The 15,847-nt window shown below is 72.8% G+C and carries 14 protein-coding genes; 2 read left to right on the top strand and 12 right to left on the bottom strand.

Annotated features, from left to right (window positions below; translation table 11 throughout):
• Positions 1–20 precede the first annotated feature (20 nt).
• From ACIQFZ_RS32525 to ACIQFZ_RS32505, 5 genes are all read right to left on the bottom strand, one after another.
• Positions 21–452, bottom strand: a complete 432-nt coding sequence (locus tag ACIQFZ_RS32525; protein ID WP_383057831.1) for a gas vesicle structural protein GvpA — start codon at positions 450–452, stop codon at positions 21–23.
• Between the two features lie 118 nt (positions 453–570).
• Entirely contained in the window at positions 571–897 is a 327-nt protein-coding gene (locus ACIQFZ_RS32520) for a gas vesicle protein (protein ID WP_402692888.1), read from the bottom strand.
• Positions 898–1,022: 125 nt separating this feature from the next.
• Positions 1,023–2,870: a transketolase gene (locus tag ACIQFZ_RS32515; protein WP_402692887.1), complete on the bottom strand. Its 1,848-nt coding sequence runs from the start codon at positions 2,868–2,870 to the stop codon at positions 1,023–1,025.
• A complete protein-coding gene (locus tag ACIQFZ_RS32510; protein ID WP_376654772.1) occupies positions 2,867–4,300 on the bottom strand; it encodes an NAD(P)/FAD-dependent oxidoreductase in 1,434 nt (477 codons plus the stop codon). Before ACIQFZ_RS32510 ends, ACIQFZ_RS32515 begins: the two co-directional genes overlap by 4 nt.
• A 230-nt stretch (positions 4,301–4,530) precedes the next feature.
• Positions 4,531–5,040 (bottom strand): phage holin family protein, encoded by a 510-nt coding sequence (locus ACIQFZ_RS32505; RefSeq protein WP_402692886.1) that lies wholly within the window; start codon positions 5,038–5,040, stop codon positions 4,531–4,533.
• Between the two features lie 136 nt (positions 5,041–5,176).
• On the opposite strand from ACIQFZ_RS32505, the gene ACIQFZ_RS32500 reads away from it, so the two are divergent.
• Both ACIQFZ_RS32500 and ACIQFZ_RS32495 read left to right on the top strand, forming a co-directional pair.
• A complete protein-coding gene (locus ACIQFZ_RS32500; protein ID WP_376407377.1) occupies positions 5,177–5,524 on the top strand; it encodes a VOC family protein in 348 nt (115 codons plus the stop codon).
• A 103-nt stretch (positions 5,525–5,627) separates the two neighbouring features.
• A complete protein-coding gene (locus ACIQFZ_RS32495; protein ID WP_402692885.1) occupies positions 5,628–5,975 on the top strand; it encodes a DUF6204 family protein in 348 nt (115 codons plus the stop codon).
• On the opposite strand, the gene ACIQFZ_RS32490 is transcribed toward ACIQFZ_RS32495, so the two are convergent.
• From ACIQFZ_RS32490 to ACIQFZ_RS32460, 7 genes are all read right to left on the bottom strand, one after another.
• Positions 5,953–6,498 (bottom strand): GNAT family protein, encoded by a 546-nt coding sequence (locus ACIQFZ_RS32490; RefSeq protein ID WP_365419172.1) that lies wholly within the window; start codon positions 6,496–6,498, stop codon positions 5,953–5,955. The genes ACIQFZ_RS32495 and ACIQFZ_RS32490 overlap by 23 nt on opposite strands.
• Positions 6,499–6,539: 41 nt before the next feature.
• Positions 6,540–7,463: an LD-carboxypeptidase gene (locus tag ACIQFZ_RS32485; RefSeq protein WP_402692884.1), complete on the bottom strand. Its 924-nt coding sequence runs from the start codon at positions 7,461–7,463 to the stop codon at positions 6,540–6,542.
• On the bottom strand, positions 7,460–9,424 hold the full coding sequence (locus ACIQFZ_RS32480; protein ID WP_402692883.1) for an LpqB family beta-propeller domain-containing protein: 1,965 nt from the start codon (positions 9,422–9,424) through the stop codon (positions 7,460–7,462). The genes ACIQFZ_RS32485 and ACIQFZ_RS32480 overlap by 4 nt, the downstream gene beginning before the upstream one ends.
• A gap of 4 nt (positions 9,425–9,428) precedes the next feature.
• Positions 9,429–10,733 (bottom strand): M20/M25/M40 family metallo-hydrolase, encoded by a 1,305-nt coding sequence (locus ACIQFZ_RS32475; RefSeq protein ID WP_376653033.1) that lies wholly within the window; start codon positions 10,731–10,733, stop codon positions 9,429–9,431.
• Positions 10,726–11,559 (bottom strand): M55 family metallopeptidase, encoded by an 834-nt coding sequence (locus ACIQFZ_RS32470; RefSeq protein ID WP_365419163.1) that lies wholly within the window; start codon positions 11,557–11,559, stop codon positions 10,726–10,728. Before ACIQFZ_RS32470 ends, ACIQFZ_RS32475 begins: the two co-directional genes overlap by 8 nt.
• 151 nt (positions 11,560–11,710) lie before the next feature.
• Positions 11,711–12,844 (bottom strand): glycosyltransferase, encoded by a 1,134-nt coding sequence (locus ACIQFZ_RS32465; RefSeq protein WP_365419160.1) that lies wholly within the window; start codon positions 12,842–12,844, stop codon positions 11,711–11,713.
• Positions 12,841–15,717 (bottom strand): bifunctional glycosyltransferase family 2 protein/CDP-glycerol:glycerophosphate glycerophosphotransferase, encoded by a 2,877-nt coding sequence (locus ACIQFZ_RS32460; RefSeq protein ID WP_365419157.1) that lies wholly within the window; start codon positions 15,715–15,717, stop codon positions 12,841–12,843. Before ACIQFZ_RS32460 ends, ACIQFZ_RS32465 begins: the two co-directional genes overlap by 4 nt.
• Positions 15,718–15,847: the final 130 nt, after the last annotated feature.

The raw sequence follows: 15,847 nt of genomic DNA, 5'->3' as shown, positions 1-15,847 counted from the left end.
GATGGCGTAGACGTATGTGCTCACTCCTGTTCCTCCTTCCGGCGGGCGGGGGCGGCCTTGCGGGCCCTGGGCCGCTGCCCGCTGTCGTCCGCGTGTTCCTGGCGGCCCTGGTGGAAGGCGTCGGAGACGGTCTGCGCGGCGCCGGACAGCGCGCCTTTGGCCTTGCCGCGTGCGCCGGACTCGGTGACCTCGCCGACCAGGTCGGGCAGGCCGGGGGTGCGGTGCGGGCCGGCTTCCAGGTCGAGCCGGTTGCAGGCCTCGGCGAAGCGCAGGTAGGTGTCGACGCTGGCGACGACGACCCGTACGTCGATCTTCAGGATCTCGATGCCGACCAGGGAGACCCGCACGAACGCGTCGATCACCAGTCCCCGGTCGAGGACGAGTTCCAGTACGTCGTACAGGCCGCTGCTGCCGCCTGTGCCGCCGGACGTCTGTGCCGGGACAACGGTCATGCCAACCGCGCCTCCTTGTCAGTGTCTGCTGCGTCTGTGTCTGCCGCGTCTGTGTCTGCTGCGTCTGTGTCTGCCGCGCGTGTATGCGTCTTCGGACGCCGGCCGCGCGCCAGGCGGTCTAGTGGCCGCCGGTCCGGCGGGCGTCGGCGCGGCCGCGTTCGTAGCGGTGCACGCGCCGGTAGCCGGTGAGCTGCCCCCGCGGATCGAGTTCCACCCGGTAGCTCGCCATCAGGCTCATGGTGTCGGGCACCCGGGCCAGTTCCAGGACCTCGACCTCCAGCGACCAGCCGTCCTCCGTCTGCTCGAAAGACGTCACGGACTCGACGGCCAGACCGGTCAGCTCGGCGAACTGGGCCCGCGCCTCACGCAGCACCTCCAACGGCCTCGGCCCGGACACCGACTCTCCTGAATCCTGCGACTCCGCGGTGTTTTCTCTCTTCACCATGGCCACCTCTCCTCCCCCGGGTGGCCGAAGGCTCCATGGCCAAACCTGCGCGGGCGCGGGCGTCCCTCACCCACGGGGTCGAGCCCCCCGAGGACCGCCGGTACGTACGGTGCGCGCCCCGTCACTCACCGCACGACCGATTCCTCCACCAGCAGCCGCGCGGCGGCCGCGATCGACTCGGCGTCGATGCCCGCGGCGTGCAGCTGCTCGGCGGGTGAGGCCGAGCCCGGCATCTCCCGGACGGCGAGCCGCACCAGGCGCGGCACCGGGCGTCCGTCGGTGAAGGCGTCGAGCACGGCGTCGCCGATGCCGCCCTCGGCGTGGTGGTCCTCCACGGTGAGCAGGCAGCCGGTGTCCTCGGCGGCCTCCCGGAGCGTGTCCCGGTCGACCGGTTTGACCGAGTAAAGGTCGATCACCCGGACCGCGATGCCGTCCCGGCCGAGGGCGTCGGCGGCGGCGAGCGCCTCGTGCAGGGTGACGCCCGCGGCGACGACGGTCAGCCGGTCCCGTGCGGAGGAGCGCAGCACCTTGCTGCCGCCGACGGGGAAGTCCTCCTCGGGCCCGTAGAGCACCGGGCTCGCCCCGCGCGAGGTGCGCAGATAGCGGACGCCGTCCAGGTCGGCCATCCGTGCGACGAGCTCGGCGGCCTGGTTGGCGTCGCACGGGTAGAGCACGGTCGAGCCGTGCACGGCGCGCATCATCGCCAGGTCCTCCAGACCCATCTGGCTGGGCCCGTCCTGTCCGATCGCCGTGCCCGCGTGGGAGCCGTTGAGGTTGATGCCGGAGCCGCTGACGGAGGCCATCCGTACGAAGTCGTGCGCGCGGGTCAGGAAGGCCGCGAACGTCGACGCGTACGGCACCCAGCCGCGCCGGGCCATTCCGACGGCGGCGGCGACCATCTGCTGTTCGGCGATGTAGCACTCGAAGTAGCGCTCGGGGTGTTCCTTGGCGAAGAACTCCGAGCGGGTGGAGTCGCCGACCTCGCCGTCGAGGGCCACGACGTCGCCGCGCGCGGTGCCGAGCGCGGCGAGCGCCTGGCCGTAGGCGTCGCGGGTGGCGACCTTCTCGCCCTTGTCCCAGCGGGGCAGTTCGAGGTTGCCGTCGCCCACGGCGTGCAGCGAACGGGCCGAGCGCGGCTCGTGCACGCGGACGCGGATGTCCCGGACGCCGCCCAGCTCCTCGACCGCCTCCTCGGGGTCCTTCAGCGGCTTGCCGTGCAGGCCCTCACGGTCCTCGGCGTCCTTGACGCCCCTGCCCTTGAAGGTGCGGGCGATGATCGCGGTGGGGTGCCCCCGCGTGGAGACCGCCTCGCCGAAGGCGCGGTCGACGGCGTCCACGTCGTGGCCCTCGATCTCGATCGTGTGCCAGTCGAAGGCGCGGAAGCGGCGGGCGTAGGCGTCCAGGTCGTGGCCGTGCCGGGTGGGGCCGCGCTGGCCGAGCCGGTTGACGTCGAGGATCACGGTCAGGTTGTCCAGGTGCTCGTACCCGGCGTGCTCGGCGGCCTCCCAGATCGAGCCCTCGGCCAGCTCGCTGTCCCCGCACAGCACCCAGACGCGGTAGTCGGCGTGGTCCAGCCGCTTGCCGGTGAGCGCGATCCCGACGCCGATGGGCAGGCCCTGCCCGAGGGATCCGGTGGCGGTCTCCACCCACGGCAGCCGACGCGGGGTGGGGTGCCCTTCCAGGCGGCTGCCCAGCTTGCGGAAGGTGAGCAGTTCCTCGTCGTCGATGGCGCCCGCCGCCTTGTAGGCGGAGTACAGCAGCGGGGAAGCGTGTCCCTTGGACAGAACGAAGCGGTCGTTGCCGGGGTGCTCGGGCCGGTCGAAGTCGTAGCGGAGATGGTTCGCCAGCAGGACCGCCATGATGTCGGCGGCGGACATGGAGGACGTGGGGTGCCCGGAGCCCGCCGCGGCGGCAGCGCGCACGCTGTCGACGCGCAGTTGCTGGCCGAGTTCGACGAGTTCGTCGGTGTTCATGAGTCTCCTTCCGCGGGTATGTCGTCTCGCTTGACCGGGCCGGGGGCGAGGTGGGCTCCGCCGGGCGCGGCGTCGGCCGGCTCTCCCGGTTCGGAGCCAGTCGTCGTCCTCGCCTGCCGTTCGGGCCCGCCCGGTACGCGGGCCAGCTCCGGGGAGGCCGTGTCCAGGGGCACGGACCAGGACCGTACGAGGCCCAACTGGACGAACTGGCGCGGCAGTACGGCGTCCAGCAGCCAGTCCGCGGCCACCCGGACGCGATTGCCGGGCATCGCCGCGAGGTGGTAGCCGCGGGTGACCGCGCCGGCGACCGGCCCGGACAGCGGGACGCCGAGCGGGTCGGCGGCGGCCTGCGCGCCGCCCAGGTCCACGACGAAGCCCAGGTCGCGGTGGCGGTAGGGGCGGGCCTCGCCGACGCCGAGCGAGGCGGCGACGTTGACCGCGGCGGTCCTGCCCTGCCGCCAGGCGTGCTGGGCGGTCATCGGGGTGTAGCGGCCGGGGTTGTCCAGGTCCGGCACGGCGGCCGCGTCCCCACACGCGAACACCTCCGGCCGCCCCGGCACCTGGAGGAAGGGGTCGACGACGAGCCGTCCCCGCTCCAGCGGGTGCCCGGTGCTCTCCACGAGCGGGTCGGGCCGTACGCCGACACACCACACGAGCGTGCGGCTGCGAACGAACTCGCCGTCCGTCAGCAGCACCCCTTCGTGCGTGGCCTCCTTCACGGAGGTGCCCATGCGCACCTCGACGCCGCGCCTGCGCAGCACGCGGTCGGCGGTGGCCGAGAGCCGCTCGTCCAGCTCGGGCAGCACGCGGGGCGCGATGTCCAGCAGCAGCCAGCGCGACCGGATGCCCTGCCGGGGCGGGTACCTGCGCACCAGCGAGTCGGTGAACATCTTCCCGTGCGCGGCGACCTCGGTACCGGTGTAGCCGGCGCCCACGACGACGAACGTGCAGCGGGCCGAGCAGGTCTCGGGGTCGTCCTCGCTGCTCGCCAGTTCGATCTGGCGGGTCATGTGGTCCCGCAGGTACAGGGCCTCGGGCAGGCCACGGAAGCCGTGCGCGTGCTCGGCGACGCCTGGGATCGGCAGCAGCTTGTTGACGCTGCCGACGGCGAGCACCAGCCGGTCGTAGGCCAGCGTGCCCTCGCCGCCCTCGGGGCCGGTGTAGTGCACGGTGCGCGCGTCCATGTCGATGCCGTCGGCCTCGCCGAGGACCAGCCGTACGTGGCGCAGCGTGCCGGCGAGGGAGACGGCGGTCCGGCGCGGCTCCAGAAGGCCCACGGCGACCTGGGGCAGCAGGGGCAGGTACAGGAAGTAGTCGGTCGGGTTCAGCAGGGTGATGTCGGCCTTGCCCCGGGACATCCTGGACAGGGTCCGGGCCGTGCGGTAGCCGGCGAAGCCGGCGCCGACGATCACGATGCGGGGTCGACTCACGGTTCGCCTCCGGCGCGGTCGCGTACCTGCTGCGGAACCTTCCGCGTCCCCCTGGCCTGGGCACCCAAACGTCTCCCGGCACCGGGCCGGCCGCCCGCGGCTGCCGCGGGCGGACACGGACGGGCGCCCGCGGGCCGGGGGCGAGCGGGCGCCCGGTGTCATGTCACGCTCCAACAGGTCGGAACGCGGTTCGGGACGACAGGGAACGCGACAGGGAACGCGACGCGGTGTCAGGCCCGGTGGTCCGTTCCCGGCTCGGTCTCGCCGGGGCGTTCCGGCCGGGTCGCTCCGGACGGAGGCGCGGGCGGCATCGGCGGCACGGGCGGGTGCGCCGCACCCGCCGCCCTGCCGGCCGCGCCCGCCGCCGCTCCGGTGCCGCCCGCGGCTGGGGCGCCCGGGTCGTGTCCGGCCGCGAGGTCCGCGCCGCGGTCCGGGACGGGCCGCGGCGCCGACGGCCGGGCGGCCTCGCGCAGCGCGTAGGCCGCCGCGCCCAGGATCGCCGCGGTGATCAGTGCGGCGGCCCAGCCGGGCAGCCCGATCGCGAGGGCCAGCCCCACAGCGAGCGCGAGAGCCGCGCCCGCGTACAGGGCGACGGCGCCGGACGCGGCGTACAGCGTGGCGGTGCGACGCCGCCTGCGGGTCTGGTCGCGCAGTTCGTCGCGCACCGTCTCACGCGCCACCTGCGCCAGTTCGTCGACCAGTTGCTTGTCCAAGTGCTCCAGGTGATCCAAGCCCTTCATGAACCGCGAGTACCCGCACTGGCGTACGCATAACGCCGTCCGGGGAGGTCCGGGGATGTGGCGGAGGGGGTGGGCGTCGCCGGGCGATCCGGTGAAACGATCACCTCCCCGGACACCCCCAACTACGCTCGTGCGCATGGAGATTCTGGGAACCACCCTGCGCGTCTGCGTCAACGATCTGGACACCGCCGTCCCGTTCTACGAAGGTCTCGCGGGCGCCAGAGCTCTCCGCTTCGAACAGGGCGGCGTCCAGGTGGCCGCGGTCGGCTGCTTCCTGCTGATGAGCGGCCCCGAGTCGCAGCTGGAGGTGCTGCGCAAGGTGACGGCGACGATAGCCGTGGAGGACGTCGACGAGGCCCACCGGGTGCTGACCGGGCTCGGCGCGCACATCGTCGCCGGGCCGGTCCCGACACCGGTCGGCCGGAACCTGATCGCCCTGCACCCGGACGGGACGGTGTACGAGTACATGGACCGCCGGGGCTGAGCGGGCGCGGCGATATTCCGTGGCCGGCGCGTCGCGGGCGCCGTAGAGTCGGCCGGTCGACCCCTGTGGCCGATGGCCGAGCATGGAGAAGTACGGAGTTTCGATGAGCGAGCAGCACACCTACCGGGTGATCGTCCGGGGCACCTGGGACGCACTGACCGAAGAGGCACAAAAACGGCTGCGCGCGGAGGCGGACGAGCACGGCATGCTCAGCATGCGGTTCACCGAGGAGGGCTCGCTGTCGTACGAGCCGTCCCCGCTGAAGCACTTCTCGATGCGCTACGTCGTGGTGTGCGACGCGGAGGACGGCGAGGAGATGGCGGCCACGATCGCGGAGGACCGCGCGGAGACCGCCCTGCGCGGCTTCGGATACGGCTTTCGTGACCTGCGGTCGACCGTGACGGACCTGGACACCATGAAGGTCAACTTCAAGCGCGCATCCCGGCGGTGAGCGCCCACCGCTCGTGGTCGCGCCAGGCCCCGTCGATGAAGAGCATGTCCGGCGAGAAGCCCTCCAGGCGGAAGCCGCAGGCGCGGGCCAGCGCGATCGAGGCGGTGTTGAGCGGCTGCACGTTGATCTCCAGCCGGTGCAGCCGCATCGGGCCGAAGGCGTACCCGATGACGAGGTCGAGGCCCTCGCGCATCAGGCCGCGCCCGGCGGCGTGCGCGAAGGCTCCGTAGCCGAGCGCTCCGGACCGGAAGGCGCCGTGCACGATGTTGTTGATGTTGACGAACCCGGCGAGTGCGCCCGCGTCCTTCTCGCAGACCAGGAAGCCCGCCTTCGCCGGGTCCTCGATCAGCCGCCGGGCATAGGCGGCGTACGCCTCGGCGGTGGCCGGCGGGAAGAGCCACGGGTGGTGCAGGTCCTCGCTCTCCCGGACCCGGGCGGTGAACTCGGCGCCGTCCTCCCGGGTGAAGGGGCGGATGCCCACGCGGGGCCCCTCGGCGAGGAAGCGGGCTGCGGTGTGCGGCATGCCGTCACCCTACGCGCGGCGCGCGCCCGGCCGCCGCACGGTCAGCGAAGGGCGGGCTCGTCGAGCGTCAACGTGCCCTCGTCGGCATCGAGTTCGGCCGCGACACCGAAGGGAATCGTCAACGCACCCTCGCAGTGCCCGAAGCCGAACTCCTCGGCGACGGGCACCCCGAGTCCGCCGAGCCGGTCGGCGAGCAGGGCCCGCACCCGGTCGGGGGTCTCGCAGTTCTCCCACGAGCCGAGCAGCACCCCGCGCACCCCGTCGAGCCAGCCGGCCCGCAGCAGTTGGGTGACGTAGCGGTCCAGGCGGTAGGCCTCCTCGCCCACGTCCTCAAGGCACAGCAGGCCGCCGGCCGCGCCGGGCCGCGCGTGCGGTGTGCCGAGGTCGGCGGCGAGCAGGGCCAGACAGCCGCCGAGGGTGACGCCCCGGGCCCGCCCGGGGACCAGGGCCGGGCCGCCGGAGGCGATCGTGCGGACCGTCTCGGGCGCGAACAGGGTCGCTCGCAGATGCCGCTGCGCCCGGTCGTTCTTGACGAAGTCGACACCGGCGGCCATCGGCCCGTGCAGCGTGACCAGGCTCAGGCGGGTGGCGAACGCCTCGTGCAGCGCGGTGATGTCGCTGAACCCGACGAACACCTTCGGGCCGGCCGCCCGCATGGCCTCCCAGTCGAGCAGGTCCACCATGCGCTGCGCGCCGTAGCCGCCGCGGGCGCACAGCACCGCGTCCACGGACGGATCGCACCAGGCGCCCTGGAGGTCGGCGGCGCGGTCGCGGTCCGTACCCGCAAGGTAGTCGAACGTGCCGTGCCGGGCCGTCACGTGCGGCGCCACCACCGGATCCAGGTCCCAGCCGCGCAGCACGTCCAGGCCCGCCTGCAACCGCTCCTCGGGCACGGGCCCGCTGGGCGCGACGACGGCCACGCGGGCACCGGGGGCGAGCCGGGTGGGGCGGACGAGTTCCTTCACGCGCCGAGCTCCAGGGTGGGGATGCCGGCCGGGTCCAGGCCGAAGACCTGAGCGTACAGCGACAGCTCCGCCTCCAGCGCCCGCACCATGGTGTCGGCCCGGCGGAAGCCGTGCCCCTCGCCCTCGAACGCGAGGTACGCGTGCGGCACCCGCCGGCCGGCCAGCCGGGCGAGGAACCGCTCGCACTGGGTCGGCGGGCAGATCACGTCGTCCAGGCCCTGGAGCAGCAGGAAGGGCGCCGTGATCCGGTGGGCGTGCTCGGCGGGCGAGCGTTCCGCGTACCGGCCGGGCACCTCGGCGAGCGGCCCGACCAGGGACTCCAGGTACTGCGACTCGAAGTCGTGGGTCTCCCCGCTGCCCCAGCCGATCAGGTCGAGGACCGGGTAGCTGATCGTGCCGCAGGCGTACACGTCGGTCGTGGTCAGGGAGGCCGCCGTGGTCCAGCCGCCCGCGCTGCCGCCCCGGATCGCCAGCCGGGCGCGGTCGGCGGTGCCCTCCTCGGCGAGGGCGAGCGCGACGGCCGCGCAGTCCTCGACGTCGACGACGCCCCACTGCTCGCGCAGCCGGTTGCGGTACTCGCGGCCGTGCCCGGTGGATCCGCCGTAGTTGACCTCGGCGACCCCGATGCCGCGCGAGGTGAAGTAGGCGATCTCCAGGTCGAGCACGAGGGGCGCCCGGCTGGTGGGCCCGCCGTGCGCCCACACGACGTACGGCGGCAGCTCGCCGGCGGGCGCCACGCACTCGGGGTGGTGCGGCGGGTAGATGTGGGCGTGGACCTCCCGGCCGTCCGGCCCGGTGAAGGTGCGGATCCGCGGCTCGGGGTAGTAGGCGGGGTCGACCGGGTCGTCGTGGGCGGCGCCGATCACCCGCGCCCGGCCCGTGCGGGTGTCCAGCTCGACGACCTCGTACGCGCTGCGGGGGCCGGCGGCCACCGCGACGACCCGGTCGCCGTGCGCCGCCGGCGCCGCGTCGAACTCGGTCCAGGGGCCCGCCGTGTCGACGACCTCGCCCGTCTCCGGGTCGAGCACGCCGAGGGCGGTGGCGCCGCGACCGTGCACGACCGCGATCAGACCGCTGTCCAGCGGCGCGAACCAGCGCTGGCCCAGCTTCCACAGCGGGCCGCCGAACTCCTCCTCGCGCACGCACAGGGGCTCACCGTCGCGGTAGAGGTTCCACCAGCCGCTGCGGTCGCTCGCGTACAGCAGTGAGCCGTCGGTGGCCCAGTCCGCCTGGGCGATGGACTCCTCGGGGCCGCCGGCCACCGTCCGGGGCGCGCCGAACGAGCCGTCGGCGCGCACCTGGGCCACCAGCAGCTCCGTGCCGTCCCACGGCATTCGCGGGTGGTCCCAGGCCAGCCAGGCCGCGCGCCGTCCGTCGGGCGAGAGCCGGGGGCCGGTCACGAACCGGTGCCGGTCGTCGGTGAGTTCACGCACCGCGGCCCGGTCCCCGGCCGCCGAGCCGTCCAGCGGTACGGCGGCCAGGACGCGCCGTACGTCGGAGGGCGTCTCCCCGGTGAACTCCTCCAGCACGCACCACACTTCGCCGTGTTCCAGGCGCAACTGCGGTTCGACCCAGCGCAGTCCGCCGCCCACCGCCGAGAGCGGGGTGAGCGGGCGCGGCTCGCCGCCGGGCTCGTACCGGTACAGGCGCTGGTCGGCGAAGTGCACGAACACCAGCAGCGGCGTGCCGTCCACGACGGCTCCCGCCCAGGGCCGGCCGCCGTACTCGATGACGCGGCTGCGCACGTTCCACGGCTCGGGCAGCACCGTGGACTGCGAGCCGTCGGCGTGCCGCCGTACCAGCGCCCGGCGTCCGCCCTCGGTGGGCCGCGGCTCGGTCCACCACACCTCGTCGCCGACGAATCCGGGGAACTCCGGCCTTCCGTCGTGCGCGGCCGCGAGGGCCGCGTCGATGGGCGAGGGCCACGATCCGCAGGGCAGGGTGCGCACGTTTTCCCCCATCGGCTCAGGCGGTCCGCAGGAAGCGGTCCAGGACGCGGACGCCGAAGTGCAGCGCCTCGACGGGGACGCGCTCGTCGACACCGTGGAACAGGGCGTTGTAGTCGAAGCCCTCGGGCAGCTTCAGCGGCGAGAACCCGTACCCGGTGATGCCCAGCCGGGAGAACTGCTTGGCGTCGGTGCCGCCGGGCATGCAGAACGGCACGACATGGCCCTCCGGCGCGAACTCCTCGACGGCGGCCCGCATCGCCGCGAAGGCCGGCGAGTCGACCGGCGACTGGAGCGCCACCTCGCGGTGCTGGAACTCCCAGTCCACGTCCGGTCCGGTCAGTTCGTCGAGGGTGGCGCGGAACTCCTCCTCGCCGCCGGGCAGATACCGCCCGTCGACATGGGCGACGGCCTCCCCCGGGATCACGTTGATCTTGTAACCCGCCTCCAGCATGGTCGGGTTGGCGCTGTTGCGCAGCGTCGCCTCGACCAGCCGGGCCGCCGGGCCCAGCTTGTCCACCAGGGCGTCCACGTCCCGCAGGTCCGCCTCGATGCCGTACAGGGCGGCGAGTTCGGTGAGGGCCGCGTGCACGGTCGGGGTGAGCCGTACGGGCCATTCGTGGGCGCCGATCCGGGCGATCGCCGCGGCGAGCCGGGTCACCGCGTTCTCCCGGTTGACCCGGGAGCCGTGGCCCGCCCGCCCGTGCGCGGAGAGCCGCAGCCAGGCGGTGCCGCGCTCGCCGGCGGCGATCGGGTAGATCTGCCGTCCCGCGCCGTCGTGGTAGGTATACGCCCCGGACTCGCTGATGCCCTCGGTGCAGCCCTCGAACAGCCCCGCGTGCTGCTCGGCGAGGAAGCCGGAGCCGTCCTCGGCGCTCGCCTCCTCGTCGGCGGTGAAGGCGATCACCACGTCCCGCCGCGGCCGCAGCCCCTGCCGGGCCCAGGCGCGGACCACGGCGAGGATCATCGCGTCCATGTTCTTCATGTCGACCGCGCCCCGGCCCCACACGACCCCGTCGCGGACCTCACCGGAGAACGGGTGCACGCTCCAGTCCTCGGCGCGCGCCGGCACCACGTCCAGATGACCGTGCACCAGCAGCGCGTCCGCCGTCGGGTCGGTGCCCTCGATCCTGGCCACGACGTTGGTCCGGCCCGGGGTGCGCTCCAGGAGCACCGGTTCCAGTCCCGCCCCGGCGAGTTGCTCGGCCGCGTACTCGGCCGCCGGGCGCTCTTGGCAGTCGCCGCCGCCCCGGTTGGTGGTGTCGATGCGGATCAGGTCGGACGTGAAGCCGACGACCTCGTCCAGCGCCTGCGCGTCAGCCATACTGCTCCTCGATCGCGGACGAGGCGATCGTGGTGACCGCCTTGAAGGTACGGATCGCCTCATACATGGTCGCGCTGGTGTAGGCCACCTTGCGCTCCCCGATGCGGCTCACTCCCGGCACGACGGTGCAGGCCATGGCGAGGTGCTCGGCGTCGAACTCGATGGCGACGGTGAACGGGCCGCCATCCACTGGCTCGTGACGGGCCGCCAGTTCGGCCGCCTGTTTGGCCGCGGCGCGGATGTCGGCGGCGGTGCGGGCCGGGGTGCGGCACACGGCCGCGTACCGCGACACGTGGTCCTTCACGGCGACCTTGAGCGCCCCGGGCGCGTACCCGAGGGCGTCCTCGCAGGCCACGTCGTCCCCGGTGACCAGCACCACCGGCACCCCGTACTCGGCGACCACATGGGCGTTGAGCAGCCCCTCGCTGGCCCGTACGTCGTTCAGCCACACCCCGGTGATGGAGTTGGCGAGATAGGTGTGGGCGAGGACGCCCTCCATGCCGGCGCCGGCGTGGTAGCCGACGAAGGCGATGCCGTCCACGTCGCCGTGCTGCACACCCTCCACCATGGACAGCGACTTGTGCCGTCCGGTGAGCATCTGCGCCCGCTCGTCCAGCCGCTCCAGCAGCAGGTTGCGCATGGTCCAGTGCGCCTCGTTCACGAGGACCTCGTCGGCGCCCCCGTCGAAGAAGCCGCGCACGGCCGCGTCGACGTCCGAGGTGAACATCGCCCGGCACCGCTCCCACTGCGGCGTCCCCGGCAGCACGTCGGCAGGCCAGGTGACACCGGTGGCGCCCTCCATGTCGGCGCTGATGAGGATCTTCATGGAGCGTCACGTTACGCGCCGATCAGCGAACCGGCTACGGAGAGGCGGTGAAGGTCGGCGGGTGGGCGAACGGCGGGGACACACCCCTGTCACCTCCGGCGCCCCGGGGACCGGGGGGTGCCGGGGGCGCGGGCGGCGGGCGGTGCGGGCCTCAGCGTTCCAGGAAGTCGAAGAGGTCTTCCCAGCGCTGGGTGATGACGTCCGGGTCGAAGCGGTGGGCGCTGCGCAGGGCCTCGTCGCCCATCGTGTCGCGCAGTCGCTCGTCGGCCATCAGGCGCACAAGGTGGCGGGCGAGTTCGGAGGTGTTGCCCGGGCGGGCGAGCAGGCCGTTCTCCTCGTGGGCGACGATCTCGCGGACGCCGGGCGCGCAGTCGAACGCCACGCACGGCACGCCGGTCGCCATGGCCTCCAGCAGGACCAGCGGGAAGCCCTCGCCGCGGGAGGACTGGACGAAGACGGAGGAGGCGCGCAGCGCGCCGGGCACGTCGTCGGTCTGCCCGGCGAAGTCGACGGAGTCCTCCAGCCCGAGCTCCGCGCACTGCCGCTTGAGCTGCGCCTCGGCCTCTCCGCTGCCGTAGATGCGCAGGGTCCAGCCGGGCTGCTTCGGCGCGGCCTCGGCCCAGGCGTCCAGGAGCATGTCGACGCCCTTCTCGTGGGAGAGCCGGCCGACGTTCACGACGACCTTCTCGGTGCGCGGCGAGGGGGTGTCGGGCACGATGGACAGCGGGTTGGGCATGAAACCGACGTTGTTCATGCCCTCGACCCCCCAGTGGTCGGCGTCCTCCCGGGTGAGTGCCAGCAGCCGGTCGACGTCCTTGAAGTACCTCTTCACGCGCGCGAAGCGGGACGACTTGCGGGACGTCTCGAAGGACTCGTGGGTCATGCCGATGACGCGATGCCCGGCGGTGTCCGCGAGGGCCACCCACTCCATCGCCCACACCTGGGCGACGATGATCATCGCGCCGGGCCGGGCGTCCTGGAACAGCGACGAGAGCCGGCTCGCGGCGGTCCGTACGTGGGTCTCGTGGCGGCGCACGGCCGGGTCGAAGCGGCCGAGCAGGCGGCTCGGCCTGGGCCGGCCCGGCGGGCGGCGGGCGTACAGCGTCACGGTCCGGAACGGCGGCTGGTCGCCGAGGGCCATCGGATGGTTGGGCGGGGCGATGCCGACGACGGTGACCCGGTGCCCGCGCTCGGCCAGCAGCCCGGCCATCTGGATCTGCCAGCGGCCCACACCGCCGAGTTCGTTGACCTCGTTGGCCACGAAGAAGATGTCGCGCTGGGTCATCGGGTCTCTCCTGCGGGGCCGAAGAAACGGTCCACGATCTGCACCGCGGCGTCCCCGCGGTCGTACTCGCCGTACTTGTCCACGAACTCCTTCAGCCGGGCCTCGTACTTCGACTGCACGGTGCTCAGGTCGCCGATCACGGTGAACAGTTCGTCCTCGGTACGCGGGACGGGGCCCGGTGCCTCGGCGAGCAGGTCGAAGTAGGTGCCGCGGGTGTCCTGGGCGTACTCCTCCCAGTCGTGGGCGTAGAACACGATGGGGCGCCGGAGCAGCGCGTAGTCGAACATCACCGACGAATAGTCGGTGATCAGGGAGTCGGCGAGCAGGAGCAGCGGGGTGATGTCCGGTTCGGCGCTGACGTTGATCACGCGTCCCGCGACCGACGGCGGCAGGGTGAGCCGGTTCAGGTAGTGCGCGCGGACGAGGAGGGTGTGGTCGTCGCCGAAGCGGGCGGCGAAGTCCTCGATGTCGAAGGGGAACTCGAAGTCCCGTACGCGGCCGTCGGGATGGGCGCGGAACGTCGGCGCGTACAACAGCACGCGCCGGTCCGGGGCGAGGCCCAGCCGCTCGGCCAGCCGCTGTGCGTCGGCGGGCAGCGGTGCCCCCTCGCGGACCCGCACCAGGGCGTCGTTGCGCGGGTAGCCGGTGCGCAGCAGCTTCTCCTCGGGGATGCGGTAGGCGCGGGCGAGGGTGCGCACGTCGTGCTCGCCGCGGACCACGAAGTGGTCGAAGCGGTCCAGCGCCTGCTGGTAGGAGCGCTGCTCCGGCTCGGGCAGCATCCGGTAGGTGGGCTCGTCGAAGCCCATCCGCTTCAGCGCCGAGCCGTGCCAGGTCTGGATGTACGTCGTCTCCGGGCGTTTGGCGAGCCGCAGCGGGAAGCCCTGGTTGTCGATCCAGAACTCCGCCTGGGCGAGCGCCTTGAGGTAGCGCCAGGACCAGCGGCGCACCAGCTCCACGTCCTGCGGGAAGCCCGTGGGGCGCTCGCCGGCGTACGACCAGATCGGGGTGATCGGCGTCTTGCGGCGGCGCAGTTCCTCGAAGATGGCGCGCGGGCTGTCGCTGTACTGCTTGCCGAGGTGGCTCTCGAAGACGACCGTGCCCTTGCGGACGGGCAGCCTGCGCAGCATGCGGTCGTAGACCTGGAGCTTGCGTGCGCCGGAGTTCAGGTCGCGGCGCACGGCCCGCAGCGTGCGGTAGGCGCGCTTGGCGGCCCGCGCGGGGCGCCCGTGCAGATTGCGCTCCACGGCGGCACGGCCGGTGCGGGCGAGCCGGCCCTGCTGGATGAGCCGGAAGGCCAGGTGGCCCTTGGCGGACACCTGCGCCTCGAGCCGGTCGGCCATGAGCCGGGTCAGGCGGGGCCGGACGGGCAGGGACGCGGCGTTCTCCAGGTCGACGGCGCCGACGGTGAGCCGGCTGGTGGTGCGCTTGCCGCCGGCGGTCAGGTGCAGCCGGACGTCCCACACGTCGTCGATGATGCCGAGTGGTCTGAGCCGCCGGGCCAGCGGCACCTGGGCCCGCCAGGCGATCACGTCGCCCTCGTGGCGCGGGGCGGGCACCGGGAAGCGGAAGGTCTGGAGGCTGCGGCGGCGGGCCCGGAACTCCAGCTCGGCGCTGAGCTCGGCGCCGGGGTCGATGGTGTGCAGCGGGTTGACGATCGCGCCGGCGAGCACCACGTCGCCGCCGTGGACCGCGTACTCGGTGAGCCGGTTGCGCAGGGCCATCCGGTTCAGCGGCCGGGCGTGGTAGCCGAGGGTGGTGACGTCCAGGACGGCGCGCATCTCGGGGTCGTCGAGGTAGCGGTCGGTCCAGTAGACCCGGCCGCCCCGCTCGGCCAGCGGTGCGGAGATCTTGTGTCGGTTGATGAGGGTGTCGATGGCCGGCATCAGGTCGGTCCAGTCCTCGCGCAGCAGCAGCTGGGCGCAGATGGCGTGGACGCGGTCGAGCTCGGCGTAGGCAGCGTCGGGGAAGTCCTGGACGTAGCCGCGGGCCAGTTCGGCGAAGCGGTGGCGGTAGTCGTCGTCGAGGAAGGGCAGATCCCGCAGGTACAGCACCAGGTCGTGCTTGAGGAACTTGATGTCCTTGCGCAGCTTCAGCTCGTCCTGGCCCTGGCGGTCCAGGATGGCGTCGATACGGCGGTGGATCTCGACCCGGTCGGCGAAGTTGCTGATCTCACCGCGCCGGTTGCTGATCGACTTGACGGCGGTCTTCTGGACCACGTTCCAGTGGTAGACCGTGTTGGGGATGAGGGTGATCCGCTGCGCGGCCAGATAGGCCTGCGCGGAGAAGAGCAGGTCCTCGTAGTGGATGCCCCGGGGGAAGACGAGGTCGTTGTCGATCAGGAACCGGCGCCGGTAGCACTTGTTGGTCGACAGGGTGTCGAAGACGAACAGGTCCGGCAGCTCGGCGACGGAGTCCAGCGTGCGGGTGCTCCGGTACAGCCAGGGGTACCAGAGCACGCGCTTGTCGTGCCGGCTGTCGGTGTGAACCCGGACACACAGGCCGGAGACGAGGTCGGCGTCGGTGCGGTCGGCGGCCTCGATCATGTTGCGGCAGGCGTTCCGCTCCAGGGTGTCGTCGCTGTCCAGGAACATCACGTACCGGCCGCGGGCCACCTTGACGCCCTGGTTGCGGGGCTCTCCGCAGCCGCCGCTGTTCTCCGGGAGCCGGATCGCCCGCACCCGGTCGGGGTGGGCCGCGGCGAGCGCCTGCGCGACCTCGTGGGAGCCGTCCGTCGAGCAGTCGTCGGCGATGATCACCTCGACATTGCGAAGTGTTTGCTCGAGGACGGAACCTACGGCTGTCGGAAGTCGCTCTTCGTCGTTGTAGACGATGACGACGACACTGACGTCCGGCTCCGGCGCGACGATCGACACGGCCACCTCTCGTCTCTGTTCCGTTCGGTCTGCGGGGGGGGGTGGGCGTAACCCTACAGCGTGTAGGGATTGCTTCGACCCCCACCCCCTTCAAACTACGCCAATGCGACAATACGCCGTCCCACTGACA

Origin of the sequence: Streptomyces sp. NPDC093064, assembly GCF_044754605.1 — a bacterium.
Lineage (GTDB): Bacteria > Actinomycetota > Actinomycetes > Streptomycetales > Streptomycetaceae > Streptomyces.
The sequence above is the reverse complement of the archived record's forward strand: the minus strand, read 5'-3'. Positions and strand labels throughout refer to the sequence as shown.